23 protein-coding genes are annotated in these 20,828 nt (G+C 51.9%); 18 read left to right on the plus strand and 5 right to left on the minus strand.

What is annotated here, in order from left to right:
- Window positions 1-125: 125 nt before the first annotated feature.
- From PSE_RS08605 to PSE_RS08640, 8 genes are all read left to right on the plus strand, one after another.
- On the plus strand, window positions 126-341 hold the full coding sequence (locus PSE_RS08605) for a hypothetical protein (RefSeq protein WP_041768164.1): 216 nt from the start codon (window positions 126-128) through the stop codon (window positions 339-341).
- A gap of 305 nt (window positions 342-646) precedes the next feature.
- The gene (gene murA, locus PSE_RS08610) at window positions 647-1,936 is read left to right on the plus strand and encodes a UDP-N-acetylglucosamine 1-carboxyvinyltransferase (protein ID WP_014284482.1); all 1,290 of its coding nucleotides are present in this window, start codon (window positions 647-649) and stop codon (window positions 1,934-1,936) included.
- Window positions 1,937-2,141: 205 nt separating this feature from the next.
- Window positions 2,142-2,588, plus strand: a complete 447-nt coding sequence (locus tag PSE_RS08615; RefSeq protein ID WP_014284483.1) for a DUF2948 family protein — start codon at window positions 2,142-2,144, stop codon at window positions 2,586-2,588.
- Between the two features lie 129 nt (window positions 2,589-2,717).
- On the plus strand, window positions 2,718-4,013 hold the full coding sequence (gene hisD, locus PSE_RS08620) for a histidinol dehydrogenase (protein WP_014284484.1): 1,296 nt from the start codon (window positions 2,718-2,720) through the stop codon (window positions 4,011-4,013).
- A 31-nt stretch (window positions 4,014-4,044) separates the two neighbouring features.
- The gene (locus PSE_RS08625; RefSeq protein WP_008549968.1) at window positions 4,045-4,554 is read left to right on the plus strand and encodes a UPF0262 family protein; all 510 of its coding nucleotides are present in this window, start codon (window positions 4,045-4,047) and stop codon (window positions 4,552-4,554) included.
- A 2-nt stretch (window positions 4,555-4,556) separates the two neighbouring features.
- Window positions 4,557-4,988 carry a low molecular weight phosphatase family protein gene (locus PSE_RS08630; protein WP_037036921.1) on the plus strand — a complete coding sequence of 144 codons (432 nt, stop codon included), beginning with the start codon at window positions 4,557-4,559 and terminating at the stop codon, window positions 4,986-4,988.
- Between the two features lie 172 nt (window positions 4,989-5,160).
- Window positions 5,161-5,379, plus strand: a complete 219-nt coding sequence (infA, locus tag PSE_RS08635; protein WP_008549604.1) for a translation initiation factor IF-1 — start codon at window positions 5,161-5,163, stop codon at window positions 5,377-5,379.
- Between the two features lie 78 nt (window positions 5,380-5,457).
- Window positions 5,458-6,093 carry a Maf family nucleotide pyrophosphatase gene (locus PSE_RS08640; RefSeq protein WP_014284486.1) on the plus strand — a complete coding sequence of 212 codons (636 nt, stop codon included), beginning with the start codon at window positions 5,458-5,460 and terminating at the stop codon, window positions 6,091-6,093.
- Between the two features lie 7 nt (window positions 6,094-6,100).
- On the opposite strand, the gene PSE_RS08645 is transcribed toward PSE_RS08640, so the two are convergent.
- Complete coding sequence (locus tag PSE_RS08645; protein WP_008549628.1) at window positions 6,101-6,460, minus strand: hypothetical protein; 360 nt, start codon at window positions 6,458-6,460, stop codon at window positions 6,101-6,103.
- 383 nt (window positions 6,461-6,843) lie between these two features.
- Between PSE_RS08645 and yacG the strand changes: the two genes are divergently transcribed.
- The 8 genes from yacG (at window position 6,844) to paaE (ending at window position 13,884) form a co-directional block, all read left to right on the plus strand.
- On the plus strand, window positions 6,844-7,041 hold the full coding sequence (gene yacG / locus PSE_RS08650) for a DNA gyrase inhibitor YacG (RefSeq protein WP_008549890.1): 198 nt from the start codon (window positions 6,844-6,846) through the stop codon (window positions 7,039-7,041).
- A gap of 344 nt (window positions 7,042-7,385) precedes the next feature.
- Entirely contained in the window at window positions 7,386-8,984 is a 1,599-nt protein-coding gene (locus PSE_RS08655; protein ID WP_041768167.1) for a bifunctional UDP-sugar hydrolase/5'-nucleotidase, read from the plus strand.
- A gap of 190 nt (window positions 8,985-9,174) precedes the next feature.
- Complete coding sequence (locus PSE_RS08660; protein WP_014284490.1) at window positions 9,175-10,071, plus strand: PaaX family transcriptional regulator C-terminal domain-containing protein; 897 nt, start codon at window positions 9,175-9,177, stop codon at window positions 10,069-10,071.
- A gap of 129 nt (window positions 10,072-10,200) precedes the next feature.
- Window positions 10,201-11,184: a 1,2-phenylacetyl-CoA epoxidase subunit PaaA gene (gene paaA / locus PSE_RS08665; protein WP_014284491.1), complete on the plus strand. Its 984-nt coding sequence runs from the start codon at window positions 10,201-10,203 to the stop codon at window positions 11,182-11,184.
- A gap of 13 nt (window positions 11,185-11,197) precedes the next feature.
- Window positions 11,198-11,485, plus strand: coding sequence for a 1,2-phenylacetyl-CoA epoxidase subunit PaaB (paaB, locus tag PSE_RS08670; protein WP_014284492.1), 288 nt, complete (start codon window positions 11,198-11,200; stop codon window positions 11,483-11,485).
- A gap of 7 nt (window positions 11,486-11,492) precedes the next feature.
- Window positions 11,493-12,251 (plus strand): 1,2-phenylacetyl-CoA epoxidase subunit PaaC, encoded by a 759-nt coding sequence (gene paaC / locus PSE_RS08675; protein ID WP_014284493.1) that lies wholly within the window; start codon window positions 11,493-11,495, stop codon window positions 12,249-12,251.
- A gap of 14 nt (window positions 12,252-12,265) precedes the next feature.
- Entirely contained in the window at window positions 12,266-12,775 is a 510-nt protein-coding gene (paaD, locus tag PSE_RS08680) for a 1,2-phenylacetyl-CoA epoxidase subunit PaaD (RefSeq protein WP_014284494.1), read from the plus strand.
- A gap of 26 nt (window positions 12,776-12,801) precedes the next feature.
- Window positions 12,802-13,884, plus strand: a complete 1,083-nt coding sequence (gene paaE / locus PSE_RS08685; protein ID WP_041768169.1) for a 1,2-phenylacetyl-CoA epoxidase subunit PaaE — start codon at window positions 12,802-12,804, stop codon at window positions 13,882-13,884.
- A gap of 94 nt (window positions 13,885-13,978) precedes the next feature.
- Here the strand turns inward: paaE and PSE_RS08690 are convergent, their stop codons facing one another.
- Window positions 13,979-14,404: a PACE efflux transporter gene (locus PSE_RS08690; RefSeq protein ID WP_083841557.1), complete on the minus strand. Its 426-nt coding sequence runs from the start codon at window positions 14,402-14,404 to the stop codon at window positions 13,979-13,981.
- A gap of 102 nt (window positions 14,405-14,506) precedes the next feature.
- Here PSE_RS08690 and PSE_RS08695 point away from each other — a divergent pair, with 102 nt between their 5' ends.
- Complete coding sequence (locus PSE_RS08695) at window positions 14,507-15,004, plus strand: MarR family winged helix-turn-helix transcriptional regulator (protein WP_014284497.1); 498 nt, start codon at window positions 14,507-14,509, stop codon at window positions 15,002-15,004.
- Window positions 15,005-15,129: 125 nt separating this feature from the next.
- Window positions 15,130-16,311: a sel1 repeat family protein gene (locus tag PSE_RS08700; RefSeq protein WP_014284498.1), complete on the plus strand. Its 1,182-nt coding sequence runs from the start codon at window positions 15,130-15,132 to the stop codon at window positions 16,309-16,311.
- Between the two features lie 111 nt (window positions 16,312-16,422).
- On the opposite strand, the gene PSE_RS08705 is transcribed toward PSE_RS08700, so the two are convergent.
- From PSE_RS08705 to PSE_RS08720, 3 genes are all read right to left on the minus strand, one after another.
- Window positions 16,423-18,933, minus strand: coding sequence for a protein kinase (locus PSE_RS08705; RefSeq protein ID WP_014284499.1), 2,511 nt, complete (start codon window positions 18,931-18,933; stop codon window positions 16,423-16,425).
- A 433-nt stretch (window positions 18,934-19,366) separates the two neighbouring features.
- Complete coding sequence (locus PSE_RS08715; protein WP_041768173.1) at window positions 19,367-19,942, minus strand: hypothetical protein; 576 nt, start codon at window positions 19,940-19,942, stop codon at window positions 19,367-19,369.
- Window positions 19,943-20,119: 177 nt separating this feature from the next.
- Window positions 20,120-20,737, minus strand: a complete 618-nt coding sequence (locus PSE_RS08720; RefSeq protein WP_014284502.1) for a glutathione S-transferase family protein — start codon at window positions 20,735-20,737, stop codon at window positions 20,120-20,122.
- Window positions 20,738-20,828 lie beyond the last annotated feature (91 nt).

Here is a 20,828-nt window from a genome sequence, read left to right on the forward strand (position 1 = left end):
GTAAGTGCTCCGTGGGCGCTGCCCTCGGAACGAGGAGGCTTATGTCATAACCTTTTTAAACCTGCAAGAGGTTTTATTGGCAGTTCTGTGGAAACTGAATAACACAGCGAAATGAGAGCATTGCCATGTACTTGTCGTATATTAGGGCACTTGGCTTCATTCCCGACCTCGTGTACCTGTTGCGCATGACAGATTCAAAGAAAACAGAAGGCGAGGATAAGGCGGTAAAGTCTGCATCCAAGCCAAAAAACGATCCGAAGGCTGATCGGTTGGCTGAAGCCTTACGCGCAAATCTGCGCCGCAGAAAACAAGCTGCAAAGCGAAGCGCTGACGAAGATTGAGCTTGCTTGCCATGCCCGTTGGGCGTGAAAAAGGGCGTTAAGCAAAAATCTAGCATTTTTCGCTAAATTAGAAATACATGTAAAACTCGTCAGAAACTGAAGGGTTTTGACGAGGTAAGACGCTGCGGACTTCGTATATCCTGCTAATTGCGAAATATCAGTAGGATCTATTGGGGAAAACCGTTGGGGAAGCAGCAGGGCGAAAGTGACGCCTTGTTTATGCCATAGCGCTGATGTTAGTGGGCACAATCAATTCCTCTTCAAATTTGCGTTTCCCTCTGCGGGCTTTATTGGGGTTATGAAATATGGACAAAATTCGTATTGTTGGTGGTAATCAGCTAAATGGTGTTATTCCGATCTCAGGCGCGAAGAATGCTGCGCTGCCTTTGATGATCGCGTCACTGCTCTGCGAAGATACACTGACACTCGAGAATGTGCCCCGCCTGCGCGATGTCGCGCTCCTCACACAGATTCTTTCCAACCATGGCGTTGATTACTCTGTAGATGGCAAGCGCGCTGGTCAGGACACAATGACCGGCCAGACCATTCATCTGAATGCAAGCAACATTGTCGACACCACGGCTCCTTACGAGCTGGTTTCTAAAATGCGCGCAAGCTTCTGGGTCATCGGTCCATTGCTCGCCCGCATGCACAGCGCGCGCGTTTCTCTGCCAGGTGGCTGTGCAATTGGTACTCGTCCGGTAGACTTCTTTATCGATGGCCTGAAAGCACTCGGCGCGGATATTGAAATGGACCGTGGTTATGTTCAGGCAGAAGCAAAAGGCGGCCTGAAGGGTGGCCGTGTTGTCTTCCCTAAAGTGTCTGTTGGCGCAACCCACACAGTTATGATGGCTGCGACACTGGCAAAAGGCGAGAGCGTGATCGAAAACGCGGCTCAGGAGCCAGAAATTACAGATCTAGCAAACTGCCTGATTGGTATGGGCGCTAAGATCGAAGGCGCTGGAACAGACACCATTCATATTCAGGGCGTGGATAGCCTCGGCGCACATCGTCACCCGGTTATTCCTGACCGCATTGAGACCGGCACCTACGCAATGGCTGTTGCGATGACCGGTGGTGAAGTCACGCTGGAAGGTGCACGCGGCGATTTGCTGGAAAGCGCGCTGGACGTTCTGCGTCAGACCGGTACTGAGATCACTGAAACCAACATGGGTCTCAAAGTACGCCGCAACGGTGCAGGTATCAGCCCGGTTGATATCTCCACAGAACCGTTCCCAGGCTTCCCAACGGACCTGCAGGCACAGTTCATGGCGCTCATGACACGCTCCAAAGGCGTGAGCAAGATCACAGAGAACATCTTCGAAAACCGCTTCATGCACGTTCAGGAGCTGGCACGCCTTGGTGCCAAGATCACTCTGGACGGGCAGGTCGCTTCCATCGAGGGCGTAGAAACTCTGCGCGGTGCGCAAGTGATGGCAACCGATCTGCGTGCCTCCGTTTCTCTCGTGATCGCAGGCCTTGCAGCTGAAGGTGAGACCACGGTCAGCCGTGTCTATCACCTTGATCGTGGCTTTGAGCGTCTGGAAGACAAGCTCTCTCGTTGCGGCGCAGTCATTGAGCGCATCTCTGCTTAATCGTCAGAGCGCAAAAGATGTGAACCCGGTCTGTTTCAGGCCGGGTTTTTTCATGGAGAATTTCTCAAAGAAGACGGACCGTACCTTCAAGCTTGAAATCTGCTGCGTTCATTCATAGATGTTTTTCTGTAAATTGTTGTAATAGTAAGGATGTCTCGCGCTTATGTACGGTGCGCGGGCGTAGGAAATTCTGCAAGGGATCGATATGGAACAGGTAAAACCGATGAAGCTGATGGCACTGGATCAGGAAGACTTGCAAGTCATCTCTTCCATGGTGCAGGACAGTGTTCTGAAACTCGCGGATATCAAGTACTTACCTGGCGAACGTCGTCTGGTTCTCACAATGAATCGATACCTTTGGGAAACAGACGCAAATAACCAGAAGAGACGCATGCGCGCACGTTCTGTGCTCTCCATCTCTCGCGTTGATGCTGTCAAAGCACAAAAAATCAACCAGACAAACAAAGACATGGTCCTGTCTTTGCTCTGTGTGTTGTTTGAAGAGACAAATGCGCCGGCTGGTCAGTTGAAGCTTGAGTTTTCCGGTGGGGCTGCTATTGCAGCAAACATCGAATGCATCGAAGCACAGCTTGCTGATCTGGGCTCTGTCTGGGAAACCGATAACAGACCCGAACATCATCTGGAAGGCTAGTTGGAAAGCGCGGGATAGTTTCGTAAAATCCCGACACAACTTAAAGGCTTGGACCGTAATTCGAAAAAATGGAACATCACCTCAGAGGCAGTAGTTCTCTGAGAACAAAAGTAAATTGGGAACGATAACGTGGCGATAAAGCTCTCCTCAAAGTCTGAAGGTTTCGAAGAAGAAATTCGTGCCCTGCTTGGAAGCAAGCGGGAAACTTCAGAGGATGTGGATCATATCGTGCGCGACATCCTACATGATGTCGAAACGCGCGGTGATGCGGCCGTGCTCGAGTACACCAACAAGTTTGACCGTATGTCGGCCAAATCAATGGACGAGCTAAAAGTAACTGAAGCGGAGATCGAAGCAGCTGTTGCTCAGATCCCTGCTGAAACACTGGAAGCATTGCAGCTTGCCCATGATCGTATTCGTTCCCACCATCAAAAGCAGCTGCCGGAAAGCTACACCTATAAAGACGCAATCGGCGTAGAGCTAGGTGCCATCTGGACTGCAGTGGAAGCTGTTGGCGTGTACGTACCAGGCGGCCTTGCAAGCTATCCATCCTCCGTTCTCATGAACGTTGTTCCTGCAAAGGTGGCGGGCGTTGAGCGCATCGTGATGGTGGTTCCAAGCCCAGACAATGTGCTGAACCCACTTGTGCTGGCCGCTGCCAAAATGTCTGGCGTCTCTGAGATTTACCGCATCGGTGGTGCTCAGGCTGTTGGTGCGCTGGCATATGGCACGGAAACAATCGCGCCGGTCTCCAAGATCGTTGGCCCAGGCAACGCATTCGTTTCCGCAGCAAAGCGCCGTGTGTTTGGCACTGTTGGCATCGATATGATCGCTGGCCCTTCCGAGATCCTCGTCGTAGCAGACAAAGACAATAACCCGGATTGGGTCGCTGTCGATCTATTGTCTCAGGCTGAACATGATCCGGTCGCGCAGTCCATTCTCATCACAGACAGTGAAGAACTGGCACAAGCCGTTGAAGAAGCTGTTGAGCGTCAGCTGACCACACTGCCACGGGCAGATGTAGCCCGTCAAAGCTGGAATGACTTCGGCGCCATCATCACCGTCGATAATCTGGACGATGCCATGGTGCTGTCCAACCGCTTCGCTCCAGAGCACCTTGAGCTCTGCGTTGATGATCCAGATGCGCTTCTGCCGAAGATGAGAAACGCTGGCGCTGTGTTTGTTGGTCGCTACACACCAGAAGCAATCGGCGATTATGTCGGCGGCTCCAACCACGTGTTGCCAACGGCACGCTCTGCTCGCTTCTCCTCTGGTCTTTCCACGCTGGAGTTTGTGAAACGAACATCGCTCCTGCGCTGTAATCCGGAAAATCTGGCGCAGATTGGCCCGGCAGCCGTCACCCTTGCAGAGGTGGAGGGCTTGCAGGCACATGGACGTTCAGTCTCAATTCGCTTAAATCACTAGTCACTTGATCCAGTAGGGAAAAGATCGCTCGATGAACAAGGAAGTCCCTGTAAACGAAGAACAGAGACAACAAGGAGGAGAACGCCTCTTTGAGGTGGTTCTCGACCGGGATTCGATTGTGCGCGCCGACAAAGACGTTGAGCGCGAGCGGAAAATTGCGATCTTTGATCTGGTAGAGGAAAACATGTTTTCTCCGGTCGGGCCCGATCTGGGCCCGTACCGACTGGATCTTGCGATGATCAAGCGTAAGCTTGTGCTTGGAATTCGAGATGAAATGGGCAGCGAAATCGCAACTCATATCCTCTCGCTCACACCTTTCCGGAAGATTATCAAAGACTACTTTATGATTTGCGAGAGCTACTACGATGCCATTCGAAGTGCCTCTCCCAAGCAGATTGAAGCCATCGATATGGGGCGCCGCGGACTGCATGACGACGGTGCCTGCATATTGGAAGAGCGCCTGAAGGGGAAAATCACCATCGACCATCAAACCGCCCGACGTCTGTTTACGCTTATTTGCGCCTTGCAGCATCGGGGGTAAGGATGGCCGAGTTTATGTCACGGCCAAGTTCGATCCTGTTTATCTGCAGAATGAACGCCGTACGCTCCCCGATGGCAGAGGGGCTGACCAAGCTGTTGTATCCAAAACAGGTCTACACGCGCTCTTGCGGCGTCTTTGCTGGCGAACGAGATCCCTTCGTAGACTCCGTGATGGATGAGTTGGGTATGGATCTGAGCAACCACCATCCCAAGACCTTCGAGGACTTGGCGGAGGAGGGGTTCGACCTCATTGTAACCCTCGCACCAGAGGCTCACCACATGGCATTGGAGCTGACACGCACGCAGCACGTCGATGTTGAGTACTGGCCCACAATCGATCCCACAGTGGCAACAGGCAGCCGCGCACAGATCATGGATGCCTATCGTGCAGTGCGTGACACACTGAAGCGGAAGATCGAACAGCGCATGCAATAAGCTGCTGAAAACGCTCTACGCGTGGCCTTTGCATGTGTTTTCCACCCAAAAACAAGAAATATGCGGTAAAACTCGTGAAACTGCCCTCCAAGAAATGGAGGTAGCCTGTTCACTTTTGACGAGTTATCCGGTAGGTTCCGCGAAAATTCCATTTAACAAATCAGGAATCCTAATGGCTAAAGAAGAAATGCTGGAGTTTCCAGGCGTCGTCGTCGAACTCCTTCCTAATGCGACTTTTCGTGTGAAACTTGAAAACGATCACGAAATTATCGCTCACACTGCTGGTCGTATGCGCAAAAACCGTATCCGCGTTCTGGCTGGCGATAAAGTGCTCGTGGAAATGACACCATATGACCTGACAAAGGGTCGTATCACCTATCGCTACAAGTAAGCGATCCACTGAGCGCGGGTTCATGATGAACCTGCCTTGGTTGAGCTCTGGTCTGTAATTCTATCGGGGAACTGGCATATGACCAAAGAACTGCCGCTAGTATTGGCCTCCGGGTCACCACGTCGTCTGGCGTTACTTCAGCAGATTGGTATTGAACCGGATTTCCTTCTACCTGCAGACATTGATGAGACGCCTGTGCGTGGGGAAAGCCCGCGCGCGCTGGCGCAAAGACTTGCACGCGGCAAAGCCGCCGCTGCTCGTGTCCTGATCGACCGGGATGAAGAAAAAGCACATTCCATCATCCTGGGGTCTGACACAGTAGTTGCAGTCGGGCGCCGCATCCTTCCTAAAGCCGAGAGCAAAGAGCAGGCCAGTGTCTGCCTCCAGTTGCTGTCTGGCCGTATGCACAAGGTTTACACCGGCGTATGCGTAAACATGCCGGATGGTGTGGTGCGCACCAAGCTGGTCGAAACTCGTGTTCGTTTCCGTCGTCTGTCTGCAAATGATACGGACAAGTACCTCGCCTCCGGTGAGTGGCGTGGTAAAGCCGGTGGTTACGCCATTCAGGGCCTTGCCGGTTCGTTTATCGCCCGTGTGATTGGGTCTTACCCCAGCGTGGTAGGATTGCCGCTGCTGGAGACCGCAAACCTTCTGCAGTCCGCTGGCTACCCGACGCAGAAGACCTGGGACGAAGACGCCGTACCTGCTGCTTAAAGCAGGGCTAACGCGCAAACCCTCCGACAGTCTGCACATATCGAGGTGAAAGGCTCGCAAGAGCGTTTCGCAGCTCCTGTGTTGGCTTGCCATAGACGGTCATGCCTGTTGGATGCAGCGTATCCATGAACTGCTTGGCATAGGTGTTAGAAAACCACGTCAGATGCAGCAGGGCAGAGTTGCTGTCCTTGAAGCTTGTAAAGATCTCGCAGGATTGCCCGTCCTCACACAGGTACCAGACATAGGCTGTAGTATCACCTTGCATCTGCTGGACGGATTTCACCATCTCAACCATCAGTCCTTCAAAGACCTTTGGTTCTGCAGTGGCCAGGCGCGCTGTAAGGATCCAAGAAACTTCGTTATTCATTATACGCTTCCCCGGTTTTCGCGAGATACTTTCAAATAGATAAAGAACTCATGGCGTATCCCGACAAAGTGCTTCCGGTTGTTGGGCAAGGATACGCGCATACTTAAAAGTGCCTGCCTATGAGTAATCTTAGTCCGAACTTTAGCAGCTGCAAAGTTGTTTGCACCTAAACTGATTAACACCTTAAATTTAGGAGATAATTTGCAGTTGTGAAGAGGTCGCGAGGCTGTCTTTATTCCGAAATCGACAAAACCTCGGAAGTGGCCTGAGTTTATCTCTTGATGTCCTCGCGAATTCTGGCTAGAGGCATCTGGCAGATGCTCCGCTGAGCCGGAGAGGTAAACAGCCATATCTGCGAAGACCCAAACCAGCAGTTGAGAGAGATGATGAAGAAGCCATCCGCAAAATGCCCGATCTGCGAAAAGCCGACGCAGGAAGCGACAAAGCCGTTTTGCTCAGACAGGTGTAAGCAAGTGGATCTCAACAAGTGGTTGAGTGGTCATTATTCCGTACCTGCAGTTGAGGAAGAGTTCAGTGAATCTGATATCTCTGACCTAGAAGATCCACGTATTCTGCACTGAGCATTTGGGGATAAATATTTCGAAAAATTGAAGATTTTTTCGACAATTTTTACGTATTTTCGGTGTTTTCTACCTCTGATTTGTTGAGCCAAGAAGTTGATATATTAAAAGGATTCTCAACAATCTTACCCCTTGCAACAGGTGCCGGATAGGTAAGCGATAAAAAAGTCAGGCTCTGAATTTTTTTTCAATTAGATGGCGAAATATATCTGCTTTAGTCTTGTGCCTGTCACAGTTATGGGCAATTGTACCGAGCGTGTTCTTGGGAGGTTTGCGCGGATATAGAGATTCTCGCGTAGCCGTCTCGTTAAATTGCTTGGGGCAATTGAAAAAAGGCAAGACCTATGAAAAAGCATCTCTTGGGCGCAACTGCGCTTTTGTTGTCTTTTGGCGTTTCTGCGCCGGCTATGGCAGAATTTGATCTTACAATTTTGCATACGAATGACATTCATTCGCGCATTGAGCCAATCACCAAGTATGACTCTGGCTGTAAAGAAGAAGACAACGCGGCAGGCAAGTGCTTTGGGGGTATCGCCCGCGTTGCGACGGCAATTAAAGATCGCCGTGCAGCACATGAAAACACAATCCTTCTGGACGCTGGTGACCAGTTCCAGGGTTCTCTGTTCTATTCCTACTACAAAGGTCAGGCTGCTGCTGAGTTCGTAAACGCTCTTGGTTACGAAGCAATGGCTGTTGGCAACCACGAATTTGACGATGGCCCAGAAGCTCTTCGTAAGTTCATGGATGCAACCAATCTGCCTGTTCTGCTGGCAAACGCTGAAGTTTCCAAAGACGAACACCTGGCAGGTCAGCTGATCTCCACAACCATCATCGAAGTTGCTGGTGAAAAAGTTGGCGTTATCGGCGTTCTGGCTGAAGACACCGACGAAACCTCCAGCCCAGGTGACAACGTTCACTTCACATCCACTGTTGAAGCTGCAAAAGCTGAAGTTGCAAAGCTGGAAGCTGAAGGCATCAACAAAATCATCCTTCTGTCTCACGTTGGTGTGACACAGGATAAAGTGCTTGCTGCTAAAGTTCCTGGCGTTGACGTGATTGTTGGTGGTCACTCACACACTCTGCTGTCCAACACTCAGAAGCGTGCGAAGGGTCCTTACCCAACATGGATCGACGGTCCAGACGGTAAGCCAACTCCAATCGTTCAGGCATACGCATACGGCAAGTTCCTTGGTGAGCTGAAAGTTAAGTTTGACGACGATGGTAACCTGCTTGAAGCAGTTGGTGAGCCAATCCTGCTCGACGCAAGCGTAGCTGAAGATCCAGAAATCAAAGCTCGCGTGCAAGAACTGGCTGTTCCGCTTGATGAAATCCGCAACGCTGTGATCGGTTCTTCTGCTGAAGCAATCGACGGTTCCCGCACCACCTGCCGCGCGCAGGAATGTCAGATGGGTAACCTCGTTGCAGACGCAATCTTCGCTGCTACCAAAGATCAGGGCATCGAGATCGTGATCCAGAACGGTGGTGGTCTGCGTGCATCTATCGATGCTGGCGACGTAACCATGGGCGAAGTACTGACCGTACTGCCATTCAAAAACACTCTGGCTACCTTCGAAATGGAAGGTAAGTACATCAAAGAAGCGCTTGAAAACGGTCTGTCCAAGCTTGAAGAAGGCGCTGGTCGCTTCCCTCAGGTCGGTGGTCTGAAGTACTCCTTCGATGCATCCAAGCCAGCTGGTGAGCGCGTTGTTGAACTGACACTGACAGACGGTTCTGCAGTTGATGCAGACAAGGTCTACAAAGTAGCAACCAACAACTACATGCGCGGCGGCGGCGACGGTTACAAGATCTTCGCTGAAAAAGGCATGAACGCATACGACTACGGTCCAGGCCTTGAAGTTGTTGTTGCGGACTACCTGAAAGCACAGGGTGGCGCATACAAGCCATACGTTGATGGTCGCATCACCGAAGTTACTGCAAAATAAGCAGATCTTGCTTAGCAGATGATTTGAAGCCGGAGGTTCTGCCTCCGGCTTTTTTCATGCCATCCTCTCTGGCACCAAAACCATCATCCTCTGCTGCCGTTCCTATTGTTCTTTGCAAACAGGGACTTGCATGAGGCAGTGAGAAGCCCTTACAACTATGTGGGTTCCAAATCTCAAGAGGCGCGTGGACGTGGGCAATCTAGAGCAAGAGCAGCAAAAGCTCATCGACAGGTTCCATGCGCAAAAGCCAATCCGCTCATGGTCTATGATCATCTCCATCTTTGGTGACTGCGTTGCGCAGCGCGGCGGAGAGCTCTGGATGGGCAACATCACCGAGATCATGCAGATGATCGGCATCAACTCAGGTGTCGTCCGCACTGCTATGTCACGCCTTGCCTCTGATGGCTGGCTGGAACGCACCCGCATAGGCCGCAACTCTTTCTACCGCCTCACCAAGATGGGCCGTGAAGCCTTCGGTCAAGCCACCCCGCGCATTTATGCCCGAGGCCCGGCCAAGGGGAATGGCAGCTGGATCACCGCGATCCTGAGCGAGGGCGACGACCGGGCAGACCGCCGCGAGCAACTGATGGAGCAAGGCTACGGCGTCATCGCGCCCAATGTGCTGATCAAGCCAGACAACGGGCAGGGCACTCCCAGGTCCTCTGGCAAGATCGTCTACATGCAGTCTAAGGCTCCGGCAGACAAAGCGCTCCAATTGGCACGACAAGCCTGGAACCTGGATAGTCTGCAACAAGGCTACAGCGAGTTCATCGAGAACTACCACGGTCTCCACGCATGCCTTTCAGAAGCTTCAGAGAGCGAGCCGGTCATCTCACCGGAAGATGCGCTGGTCATCCGCATCATGCTCATCCACGACCTGCGAAGGCTCGTTTTGAGAGATCCAGAGCTGCCTCTTCAGGCCTTGCCAGGCAACTGGGCAGGAAGCATCGCTCGGGAGCTGGCGGCAGGCATCTACAGCGCATTGAGAGACCGCGGTGAGATTTGGCTTGATTCTTACGCCAAGAATGCAGAGGGCACTTTGCCGCCTCCTGAGCCTGCTTTTTTTGAACGGTTCCAACCTTTGTAATCATTAGCGAATTTAGAATTGTCCTAAAATGCGCCCTTAAATGTTACAGAAAAAACTTGTGAGAATGATATTCTGTGACATATTGAAGCGGAGACGAACATTGGTGTGCTCTTGGGAGGGACGTAACCTATGTACACGCAAGCATTGAACAACCCAGCTATCGAAGCTGGTGTTGAGGACGAAGAGAAGCTTGCTGCTTTTCAAGCCCGTATTGATCGCGAAGAGAAGATTGAACCCAACGACTGGATGCCAGCAGCCTACCGCAAGACGCTGGTCCGCCAGATCTCTCAGCACGCGCATTCTGAAGTGGTTGGCATGTTGCCGGAAGGAAACTGGGTCACCCGCGCTCCATCCCTGAAGCGCAAAGCCATCCTGCTTGCCAAGATTCAGGACGAGGGTGGCCACGGCCTTTACCTCTATTCCGCCGCAGAAACTCTGGGTGTTTCACGCGAGGAGCTGGTGGATCAGTTGCTCAGCGGTAAGGCCAAATACTCTTCCATCTTCAATTACCCAACTCTCAACTGGGCGGATGTTGGGGCTGTTGGCTGGCTGGTGGATGGCGCGGCCATCATGAATCAGATCCCGCTCTGTCGTTGCTCTTTCGGCCCTTATTCCCGTGCGATGATCCGCATTTGTAAGGAAGAAAGCTTCCACCAGCGTCAGGGCTACGACCTTCTCGTGGCCATGATGAAAGGCACTGCAGAACAGCAGGAGATGGTGCAAGACGCCGTCAATCGCCTGTGGTGGCCAGCGCTAATGATGTTTGGCCCTTCCGACAAGGACAGCAAGCACTCTGCAGCCAGCATGAAGTGGAAAATCAAGCGTTTCACCAACGATGAACTTCGCCAGAAGTTCGTGGACGCGACCGTGCCACAGGCAAAGGTTCTTGGCATCACGCTGCCGGATCCGGACCTCAAGTTCAATGAGGAAACAGGCCACTGGGAACACGGCCAACCGGATTGGGACGAGTTTTACAACACCATTCAAGGCAATGGCATCTGCAACAAGCAGCGGATGAAAGACCGCATCAAGGCGCATGAGGACGGTGCTTGGGTGCGCGAGGCTGCGCAGGCGTACGCTGCAAAGCAAGCCGCAAAGAAATCAGCTGCTTAAGGGAGGGCGGAACATGAGCGAACAAGCAACACCACTTTGGGAAGTATTTATCAGAGCACGCAATGGCATGTCTCACCGTCATGCGGGCTCAGTCCACGCAGCTGATGCAGAGATGGCGCTTCAGGCGGCGCGGGATGTATACACCCGCCGCGGAGAAGGCCTCTCCATCTGGGTTGTGCCGTCTGCAGCGATTGTAGCAAACGATCCGGATGAGAAGGGCGAGATGTTTGAGCCAACAGCCTCGAAGATCTATCGCCACCCAACCTTCTATGAGCTCCCTGACGAAGTCGCGAATATGTAAGGAGGCCATGATGAAAGATCCGGCACTATTTACATACTGCATGCGACTGGCAGACGATTCCGCAATCCTAAGCCAGCGTTTGAGCGAATGGTGTGGCCATGCTTCCCACCTGGAAGAAGACATCGCACTCACCAACGTTGCACTTGATCTGATTGGTCATGCCCGCGAGTTGTACACCTACGCAGGTCAGATTGAAGGCAAAGGCCGCGATGAAGATGCCCTGTGTTTCCATAGGGTTGAGCGCGAGTTCACCAACCTTCTGCTTGTCGAACAGCCCAATGATGATTTCGCTTATGCCATCATGCGTCAGTTCCTGTTCTCCGCGTTCATGCATCCTTTCTGGGAAGCCATGATGAAATCGGAAGACGAGCTGTTGGCCGGTCTGGCAGCCAAGGCAGAAAAAGAAGCTGCCTACCATCTGCGCCATTCTGCTGAGTGGGTGATCCGTCTGGGTGACGGCACCGAGGAAAGCCACAACCGCATCAGTGATGCGTTGGAGTTCCTCTGGATGTACACCGGAGAGATGTTCGAGTGTGACGAGGTTGTATCATCTCTTGTTGCAAAAGGCATTGCCGTAGATCACATGTCTATCAAGCACTTATGGGATGAGACAGTGAACACGGTGCTGGTCCGGGCCAATCTGGAACGTCCAACGGAAAGCTGGATGCAAACCGGTGGCCGCAAGGGCGAACACAGTGAGCATCTGGGACATATCCTGTCGCCAATGCAGTACCTGCAGCGCTCGTTCCCGCAGGCCCAGTGGTGATCGGGAGCTAACCCATGGCAGTTGCAGCGAAAATTCTGAGATCTGAACTGGACCAAAAAGCCTGGGATGCGGTGTGCGATGTACCGGATCCCGAGGTGCCGGTTCTGACCATTGAGGACCTTGGTGTTCTGCGCGATGTGCACGTGCAGGCGGATGGCTCTGTGCAAGTGACCATCACACCAACCTACACCGGTTGTCCGGCCATGAGCATGTTCGCCTTCGACATCGAAGCAGCTCTGCTCAACGCTGGATTTGACAAGGTGGAGGTGAAAACCGTCCTCAATCCGGCCTGGACCACAGATTGGCTCTCAGAAAAAGCGCGTGAAAAGCTAAGGGCTTACGGAATTGCGCCACCCAATGGCAAGGCCTCGCGTCGAGCTTTGTTCGGGGAGGAGCAAGTCCGTTGCCCCAAGTGCAACTCTGCCAACACCAGTCGTATTTCCGAGTTTGGCTCAACCGCTTGCAAGGCGCTGTACCGCTGCAATGATTGCTCTGAGCCTTTTGATTATTTCAAGTGCATCTGACCGGTTCAGGTGCAAGGGAGGAAACCATGTCGCCACGGTTTCATAGATTGAAGATCAAGTCAGTCCATCAGGAAACGGAGGAGGCTGTCTCCATCGCCTTCGAGATACCTGCGGATCTGAAGGAAGATTATTCTTTTATTCCAGGGCAGTACCTCACACTGCGCGAATTTATCAACGGTGAAGACACCCGCCGCTCTTACTCTATTTGCTCCTCTCCGAAGGATGATGATATCCGCGTTGCGATCAAGAAAGTGGAGGGGGGGCGCTTCTCAAGCTTCGCGCTCGACCACGTGGCTGTTGGCAACGAGATTGACGTGATGACCCCAATGGGCCGCTTCAATCTGCCACGAGGAACCACTGAAGATGCAAGGGTTTACGCCGCTTTTGCTGCAGGGTCCGGCATCACGCCGATCATGTCCATGGTGCAGGCAGTACTGGAAGATGAGCCGAACAGTCATTTCTTCCTGTTCTATGGCAACAAGAACTCTCAGAGTGTGATTTTCAAGGACCAGCTGGATGACCTGAAGGACCGTTTCCTCGATCGCTTGAGTGTCTACCATGTTCTGTCCCGTGAAGAGCAGGAACTGAGCCTCTTCAATGGTCGCTTAACATCTGAAAAGATTGAGGAATTCATCACCAAGACTGTCGGTGAAAACAGTATCGACCATATCTTCCTCTGCGGTCCCGGCGACATGATTGAAGTAGCCAAGCAGACCTGCCAGAACCACGGCATCCCGCTGGAACACATTCATAACGAGCTGTTCGTTCCAGCAGACGGCGGTGATCCGCATGCAGCCCATAAAGCTAAGGATTCCAGCGCTGTAGACCACAACGCCAAAGTCTCCATGATCGTCGACGGAGCCCGTCACGACATCACGTTGGAGCCGGGTGAGACCATCATCGATGGCGCTCTGCGCGCAGGCATTGAGGCACCATTCTCCTGTAAGGGCGGAATGTGCTGCACCTGCCGTGCGAAGGTCGTCTCCGGCGAAGTGGACATGGCCGTCAACTATTCACTGGAACCATGGGAAGTCGAAGCAGGCTACGTGCTCACCTGCCAATCCAGACCAAAAACAGATGATGTTACAGTCGATTACGACGACATCTGATCAGACAAACCACCTGTTTGCGTTGGTTTGAAAGGAAAAGCCGGAATTTGCGTAATTCCGGCTTTTCTTGCGTTTATATGTCAGCGTCGCGCTTTCAGGCCGCCTCTGTCGTCGGAACCGGGAACACCAGATCGTAAGCCCAGTTGTAGATGAAGGCGTAAACCAGAAAGAACATCGCAAAGCCGATATCAAGCAGCAATGCCTGAATGAAATTCATCTGCAACCACCACATGATTGCAACGATGCCGAAGCCGAGCAGTCCGGCTTCAAACAGGATCGCATGCACAACGCGCAAGGCGATAGTTCTTGGCTGGGTACCACGGTTGGCCACATACCAATTGTCGAAGAGCCAGTTGTAAACAAAGTTCCAACCCATGGCGATCAGGGACATGATCAGTCCGAGAACACCGATCTCTGCGAGGGAATGACCCGTAATCCAGCTTCCGAACACTGCGACGATTGAAAGGGCGATCCCTTCAAACAGCACGGAGTGCCGAACTCTGTCCCAGAAACTTCTCATGTCACACCTATCTATCTAAGTAGCTTTCTAGATAGATATATTCAAACTATCTTTCTAGCAAGGTTTAATTTAGAAAACCGGTAGAGTTGTGATGAGGATCTCATGTCAAAAGCCTACCCAATGGGCAAAGCCCTTGAGCTAATGCGCCAGAACTGGCCGGAAGCCGTCTCCGTTGAAACCGAGCTGTTTCTCAGCATGAACCGGTTCGCCGAAATCCTCGACCAGAACTGCACCAAAGAGTTGGAAGTCTATGGCTTGACCAATGGCGCCTTTGAGGTGCTGGTGGCTTTGCGTGGCCGTCCAGAGCCCTGGGAAATGTCCCCCAGTGATCTGTACCGCGCACTGCTGATGACATCAGGCGGCATGACCAAAATTCTTAAGCAATTGGAAGCAGATGGCCTCGTCACGCGCATCGACCACGACACCGACAAACGCAGCAAGATCGTACGACTGACAGAAGCAGGCAAAGCCACCGTCGAAAAAGCCATGGAAAGCGTCATGGCCGGCGACCGCCGCGTGATCTACCAGAACCTCACCAAAGAAGAAGTCCAATCCCTCCGCGACACCCTCCTCAACGTAGTCGTGAAGCTGGGAGTGTAGGGGGATAAAGGTATCCCTGATCATGCTGTTCATGGAAAATTAAGCGCGAGAGCTTTCTAGCCTGTTTACTTTAAGACATCTGGCATAAACCTAAAATTGTTTATTAAGTTATTTTGGGTTTACGCATGTCAAAACTCTCCCGTTTTGGGATCGCAATTATATTTCTAGTAATTGCGGTTCCCATTTTCATTACAACGCCCTACGGCGCACGCCATGTGAACACGTTGGCTGCGAGAAGCGTAACAAACGGAAACTACACGGTACCGTTTTACGTTTTCCGGTATTTGAGTGTCTTCAATAATCTGGATGCGCTGAATAATTTGGGTGTGCTTTACATCCGCGGGCTTGGAGTTAAGCGGAGCCGCCAAACTGCGCAGTACTATTTGGCAAAAGCAGAAGCTCGAGGTCACGTCGTTGCAAGGTTCAACTTAGCGAAGACCCTTCCATCGCGTTCTAAAACTCCAGAACATATCCTTCGTGAGAAAGTTCATCTCCTTTTGGCAAATGTGAGTTTGGGAGATATCCCCTCACATCTACTTCTTGCTGATACTTTGTATTTTGTGAGGGTGGAGAAGATACTGGCAAACCACAAACAGAAGAAATTGGAAGTTCTGAAAGTTGCGGCTGATACCGATGATCCGGACTATTTGCGCCAGTATGCTGAAGAACTGGAAGTTCAGGGTTTCGTGCTTGAGGATGCCGCAATGATTGCCAATGCAATCAAAATGTATAAGCGAGCATATCAGCGCGGATCCATAGTCGCAGCGGAACGGCTGGGTAGCGTTAGAAACATAAGAGATTGGGATTATCCAGTAAGTCGTGCAGATCTACTGGAGTATCCTAAAGCTGAGTGGACACGTATAGCTGCAAAGAAGGGAAGAATTGCTGCAGTTTGTAAAGCAGGCTTAACTGGCTTTGGGCCTATGAGAAAACTCATCTCTCAAATGAAGCCATCTGCATTTCTCAACTCTTCAGATAACCAGATGGCGTCATTTCTTGAGGCTACTGATACTGGAGTGTTGAGAGAAAGTCTGAATTTTTTGATTGAGTGCGGAAAAGCGAAGAAACTCTCTTTTCCCCCAAACCCTCCTTTCGGAAGCCCTGCGCTTTATATCCAGAAAATACGTGGAAGTGTTCCAAGTCTCTTGGATAGCCCTAAACGAGCAAATCTGATGTTAGGCGTAATGTATGGGCTAGGTATCTATGTTGAGAAAGATCTGGAACTCGCAAGGAGCTATCTAGGAAAACTTGGTGACCTTGAGCATTGGGAAGTTGCTCAGTTTTGGACCGGAAGTTTTGCAGAGTAAACATCCAAGCATAATAAATTAGAAGTACCATGCATAGGCAAAGACCCCGCAAGCAAGCAGCTAAATGCGAGGCCCTTAAGTTCGAATACCTAACTTGATACCAGCTACAACCTACCCGGTACCGCCCGGGCCACCCTTCGCGTAGTTGATCAGGGTTAGGGCCTGATCTGCGGAGAGGCGGGTGGTGGGGTTGAGTTTGAGCAGGCCGATGATGGCTTCCTTCATGTTTTGTGGAACACCTGCCAGATGTCGTTCCAGCAGAATGCGCAGCTGGTTGGAATCCGTGTTGGCACCATTGCGGAAGTCCGTCAGATCCTCTTTGAGAAGATTTGCAGTGCGGCTCCCGGCAACAGCTGTCACCAGCAAAATACCGGCTGACCATGCATCGATCTTTTCGCTTAGATTTTCCTTGTTGGGGCCGGGGTTCTTGGCTTCCGGCGGCATGATGTCCGGGGTGCCGCTCAGGTCGAACCCGTCGGGCTCGCCTTCACCTGTGCCCGTTGCTACACCTTCATGGGCGGTGGCAAGGTCATAGTCGATGATCACCGGCACCTCATCACCTTCCTCGCGGAACATGATGTTGTCGGGCTTCAGGTCCTGATGGATGATGTTGCGCTTGTGTAGGAAGGACAGGCCGTTCAGCAGCCCATTAGCGAACGCTTCGGCCTGTTCGTCAGGCATACCACGTTCCTCTGGGATACGCTCTGTCAGGTTTCCGCCCTTCAGCTTCTCCATCACCATGTAAGGCTCTTCCTGTTCGGTGATGCCGGTGCCTTTGATCTGCGGAATGTTCTCGTAACCCTTCGCCTCGTCAAAGTCGGCTAGTGCCGTCAGGATCTTCGCTTCATGTAAAAGCTGCGGAATGCCGATATAGGTCAACGGCTCTCCCGCTTCCACCTGCACCGCATTGGGTCGCTTCAAAACCGCATTTTCCATCTCCGGGAAGTCCTGAAGCACACCTGTTGCACCATGGGCAAGAACACCCGGCTGATCGTGTTCTCCATCGACGATAGGGGGCGGAACATGTTGGTTCATGCGCAGGCTGTGCCGTGTTGCGCGATAGCGGTTGCCATACTGGCGGGCGTCTCGTCCGCGTTGAGGCACCATTTCGATGCCTGTTGGCACACTGTCCGGTTCAATCACCAGAGTGCCATTGCGTTTTCTCTGAACGCGAATAGGGCTGCCTTCCTTGGGCTCGTCGCTATAGACCGGTTCCGGCTCCTGTGGCTCCGGCTCTTGCGGCTGTGGCTCTGGTTCCTGTACCTGAGGCTGCTCTTCCGGCACAAAGTTCGGGTTGTTCTGCTGCATCAGCGCAAGAGCCTGCTCAGCTGTCAGGCGCTCGCCCACCTCAACCCGCATCATGCCTTTGATGGCCATTTTGATGTGCTCAGGCGCAGTGCCTAACCGACGATCCAGCGCCTCATCAACAACAGCCTGATTTCCCTCGGCCTGTCTGGCTTCCTGCACCAACGCCTGCTGGCTTTGCTTGCCAATCACTGCCGCTGCCAGACAAAGCCCGCCAGTCCATGAATCTGCCTTTGGCGTGATCTTGGCCAGATTGATCTGCTGGCCTTGCTTTTCCGGGGGCTGGATGTTCGGTTCGCCATCCCGCTCGTAGCGGAACTCTTCATAATCATCCGTTGCCGCCGCAATCCCCTCTGTGGCAGAGGCTGCGTTGAAGTCGATGATCACCGGCTCAACACTGCCCTGATCACGGAACATGATATTGTCGATCTTCAGATCCTGATGGATCACATTGCGGTTCTGCAGGAAGGAAATGCCAGAGAGCAACCCCTCCGCAAACTGATCCAGCTGTTCTGGAGGCAGCCCCTCATTGGCAATACGATCATCCAGCGTACCGCCCTTCAGGTTCTCCATGATCACGAAAGGTTCGCCGCTGCCAGTCACGCCAGAACCTTTCACCTTGATGATGTTCTCAACGCCTTTGGCACCTTCAAACTCGCCAAGAGCGGACAGAATGGTTGTTTCGTGAATGATCGACTCCATCCCCAGAAACTGCTGGTCCTCTCCCTCACCATAGCTGTAAGGGCGTTTGATGACGGCATCTTCCATGTCGGGGTAGGTCTGCAGGTATCCCGTACCACCACGGCCAAGAGCTTGCTGTGCCAGAGCATCCCCTTGAAGCGGCGGTGTGATTTTGCCTTCCACATCGGTTGAATATCTGGTCGGCGCGTAAACGGCGTGGCGCACGCCATCCAGTCCAGCGCCATGAGCTGTCGCGATGGTGCGGGGCACGGAGTAGGGGTCAATGACCATGGTGCCATTGTCCTTGTACTCCACTTGCATCCGGCTACCTGCCTTAGGCTGCTCATTGGGGCGGTTCTGCATCGGAACAGCCAGCGGCGGCATCATGGGCTGGCCCGGTTGAGGAGGCTGCTGGGCATCAGCATCGTTGACCCGCACCTCTGGCGGAGCCTGGTTCTCTGGTTGTCCAACGGGTCTCTCTCCAGCCAGATCCGCTGGATCAAACTGCAGGTTCAACTCCTGCCCCATGGCCTGTATCCAGTTTTCATGATCCGGAGCAGGATTTTCATTGGGCTGTTGTTCGTTATTGTTGCCAGGAGCCATAAGCTTGCCCTTCTTGCCGACAATCTTAATCAACTGACCAATTATGACTCGCAGCGCTCACTGCAGAAATAATAAAACCAAGGAACATTATCTATTGTTATCAGCCCGATAACGCGCACAACGACTATCGATTCAAGTTTGCATCTGATCTGAGATGTCTCGCATGCAATCGGCGCTACATTGGGCCATGAGGGAGAAAATGGGAATGCTGGAAACAACCATCCAAACACCCCGCTGCATCCTCGCCAAACCAACACCCGCCGATAAACCGGACCTCATAAAGCTGTTCTCAATCTCAGGCACCCTGAAGATAGACAAGTACAAGGACAGGGAGGGCTTATGAGACCAACTACCCACCTACGTCAACCGTATGGCCCTCTCTGGCATTCACGGTGGCTATTTTCATAACAAAAGCACCCGCTGACATAGCCTACTAGCGGGGAGCGCTTTCTTAGGTCGAAGACACTTACTTAAACTCAGGAATTTTGGCTAACTGCTTATCTATGCACGAGGAGACATTTTCATCATCGAGATGTCCTGTTTTACAGAGTTTTTTGATGGCCAATGCCGTTTTAAGTTCCTCATAATTGGCATCAAGGGAGTTCGGTATACCAGAAACAACGAGGTAGCTGTCTTTCATACATTGAATGTTTTCAGCATAGGTGTTTTGCTTGGTCAGAGTTAAGCGGGCATGATACTTCTCGATATGCAAATGGCAGGTTTTGCCATTAGTGAACTCAATAATGAAATTTGCATCTTCCTTAGCAAATCCGAAAAATACATTCATATTGTTGAGTGGGCCTATAAAATGTAAAAGGTCTCTTATCTCATTTGGAACTGGATTTGGATAAGCGTATTGCTCAAAGTATACAAACAGTGCAGCTAGATATTGTTTTGAAGAGAAATTTTCTAGCAAGAGATCTTGTACTTTTGTGATCCTTACTTCGTTATTTTTCTTATAAATATTAGTGTTTACACCCGCAAACGCTTTATGGGGGGACGCTAGGATTAATAATAGAGCAAGCAATCGAAGAGTGGTCATTATCTCGATTTGTGTTGGTATTTTCTAAGTTGCTTTATTTGAACTCAAAACGTGATGCTGACAAGTTTCTTAAGGCGGTCAAGGGACTAAATTCTTTTAGGGAACTAAAAAGATGACAAAACACCCGCTGATGACGTTCATCAGCGGGTGTTTTGTCCAAAACGGATAACTTATCGTCTACCCCAGCATCCCGGCTGCTTTCACCGCCTTCACGGAATCGCGTTCTTCCATCAGTTTCTGGAAAGCGTGGAATTTTGGAAACGGCGTGATGTCGACCTGATCGCCTTTGAGCCAGGTGCTGACCACGTAAAGGTAGGCGTCGGCGATGCTGAAGGTCTCGCCAAGCACGTAAGGGCCGGTGACGATGTTCTCTTCCACATACGCGCAGCAGGCTGTCATGGTTTCCGGCACTTTGGCGCGCATGTCATCCCAGCTGGCTTCCTTATCCGCCCAACGGGCACCACGCAGCTTGTGAGCGTGGTTCACGTGCATGGTGGACGCCAGATAGTACATAGCCTCGCGCATCTTGGCGGCCTTGTAAGGATCAGAGGGCTTCAGGCTCGCATCTGGTGCAAGGTCGGCAACGTAATCCAGCAGAGCTCCGGCTTCCGTCAGAATACCGTGGTCTGTCACCAGAACAGGCACACGGCCTTTCGGGTTTACCTCCAACAGCTGTGGACGGCTGACCTCTGGGTTCTTGAAGTCGATTTTGTGCGTGGTGTACGGCACGCCGGATTCTTCGAGGGCAATGGCAACGGCAATCGAGATGGTGCCGGGAGCGTAAAACAGTTTCATAGATCACTTGCTTGGCTGAAATGATAGGATGCTTGCACACTATACGTAGCATCCCCAACCTGCAATTGAGGTTATTGTGACCAGCACTTAA

The sequence above is a fragment of the Pseudovibrio sp. FO-BEG1 genome (assembly GCF_000236645.1).
Taxonomy (GTDB): Bacteria; Pseudomonadota; Alphaproteobacteria; order Rhizobiales; family Stappiaceae; genus Pseudovibrio.

Bases quoted from the DNA above. Each gene is read 5' to 3' on its own strand.
- PSE_RS08605 (WP_041768164.1), top strand. From the start codon at position 126: ATGTACTTGTCGTATATTAGGGCACTTGGCTTCATTCCCGACCTCGTG.
- murA (WP_014284482.1), top strand. From the start codon at position 647: ATGGACAAAATTCGTATTGTTGGTGGTAATCAGCTAAATGGTGTTATT.
- PSE_RS08615 (WP_014284483.1), top strand. From the start codon at position 2,142: ATGGAACAGGTAAAACCGATGAAGCTGATGGCACTGGATCAGGAAGAC.
- PSE_RS08625 (WP_008549968.1), top strand. From the start codon at position 4,045: ATGAACAAGGAAGTCCCTGTAAACGAAGAACAGAGACAACAAGGAGGA.
- PSE_RS08630 (WP_037036921.1), top strand. From the start codon at position 4,557: ATGGCCGAGTTTATGTCACGGCCAAGTTCGATCCTGTTTATCTGCAGA.
- infA (WP_008549604.1), top strand. From the start codon at position 5,161: ATGGCTAAAGAAGAAATGCTGGAGTTTCCAGGCGTCGTCGTCGAACTC.
- PSE_RS08640 (WP_014284486.1), top strand. From the start codon at position 5,458: ATGACCAAAGAACTGCCGCTAGTATTGGCCTCCGGGTCACCACGTCGT.
- PSE_RS08645 (WP_008549628.1), bottom strand. From the start codon at position 6,460: ATGAATAACGAAGTTTCTTGGATCCTTACAGCGCGCCTGGCCACTGCA.
- yacG (WP_008549890.1), top strand. From the start codon at position 6,844: ATGATGAAGAAGCCATCCGCAAAATGCCCGATCTGCGAAAAGCCGACG.
- PSE_RS08655 (WP_041768167.1), top strand. From the start codon at position 7,386: ATGAAAAAGCATCTCTTGGGCGCAACTGCGCTTTTGTTGTCTTTTGGC.
- paaA (WP_014284491.1), top strand. From the start codon at position 10,201: ATGTACACGCAAGCATTGAACAACCCAGCTATCGAAGCTGGTGTTGAG.
- paaB (WP_014284492.1), top strand. From the start codon at position 11,198: ATGAGCGAACAAGCAACACCACTTTGGGAAGTATTTATCAGAGCACGC.
- paaC (WP_014284493.1), top strand. From the start codon at position 11,493: ATGATGAAAGATCCGGCACTATTTACATACTGCATGCGACTGGCAGAC.
- paaD (WP_014284494.1), top strand. From the start codon at position 12,266: ATGGCAGTTGCAGCGAAAATTCTGAGATCTGAACTGGACCAAAAAGCC.
- paaE (WP_041768169.1), top strand. From the start codon at position 12,802: ATGTCGCCACGGTTTCATAGATTGAAGATCAAGTCAGTCCATCAGGAA.
- PSE_RS08690 (WP_083841557.1), bottom strand. From the start codon at position 14,404: ATGAGAAGTTTCTGGGACAGAGTTCGGCACTCCGTGCTGTTTGAAGGG.
- PSE_RS08695 (WP_014284497.1), top strand. From the start codon at position 14,507: ATGTCAAAAGCCTACCCAATGGGCAAAGCCCTTGAGCTAATGCGCCAG.
- PSE_RS08700 (WP_014284498.1), top strand. From the start codon at position 15,130: ATGTCAAAACTCTCCCGTTTTGGGATCGCAATTATATTTCTAGTAATT.
- PSE_RS08715 (WP_041768173.1), bottom strand. From the start codon at position 19,942: ATGACCACTCTTCGATTGCTTGCTCTATTATTAATCCTAGCGTCCCCC.
- PSE_RS08720 (WP_014284502.1), bottom strand. From the start codon at position 20,737: ATGAAACTGTTTTACGCTCCCGGCACCATCTCGATTGCCGTTGCCATT.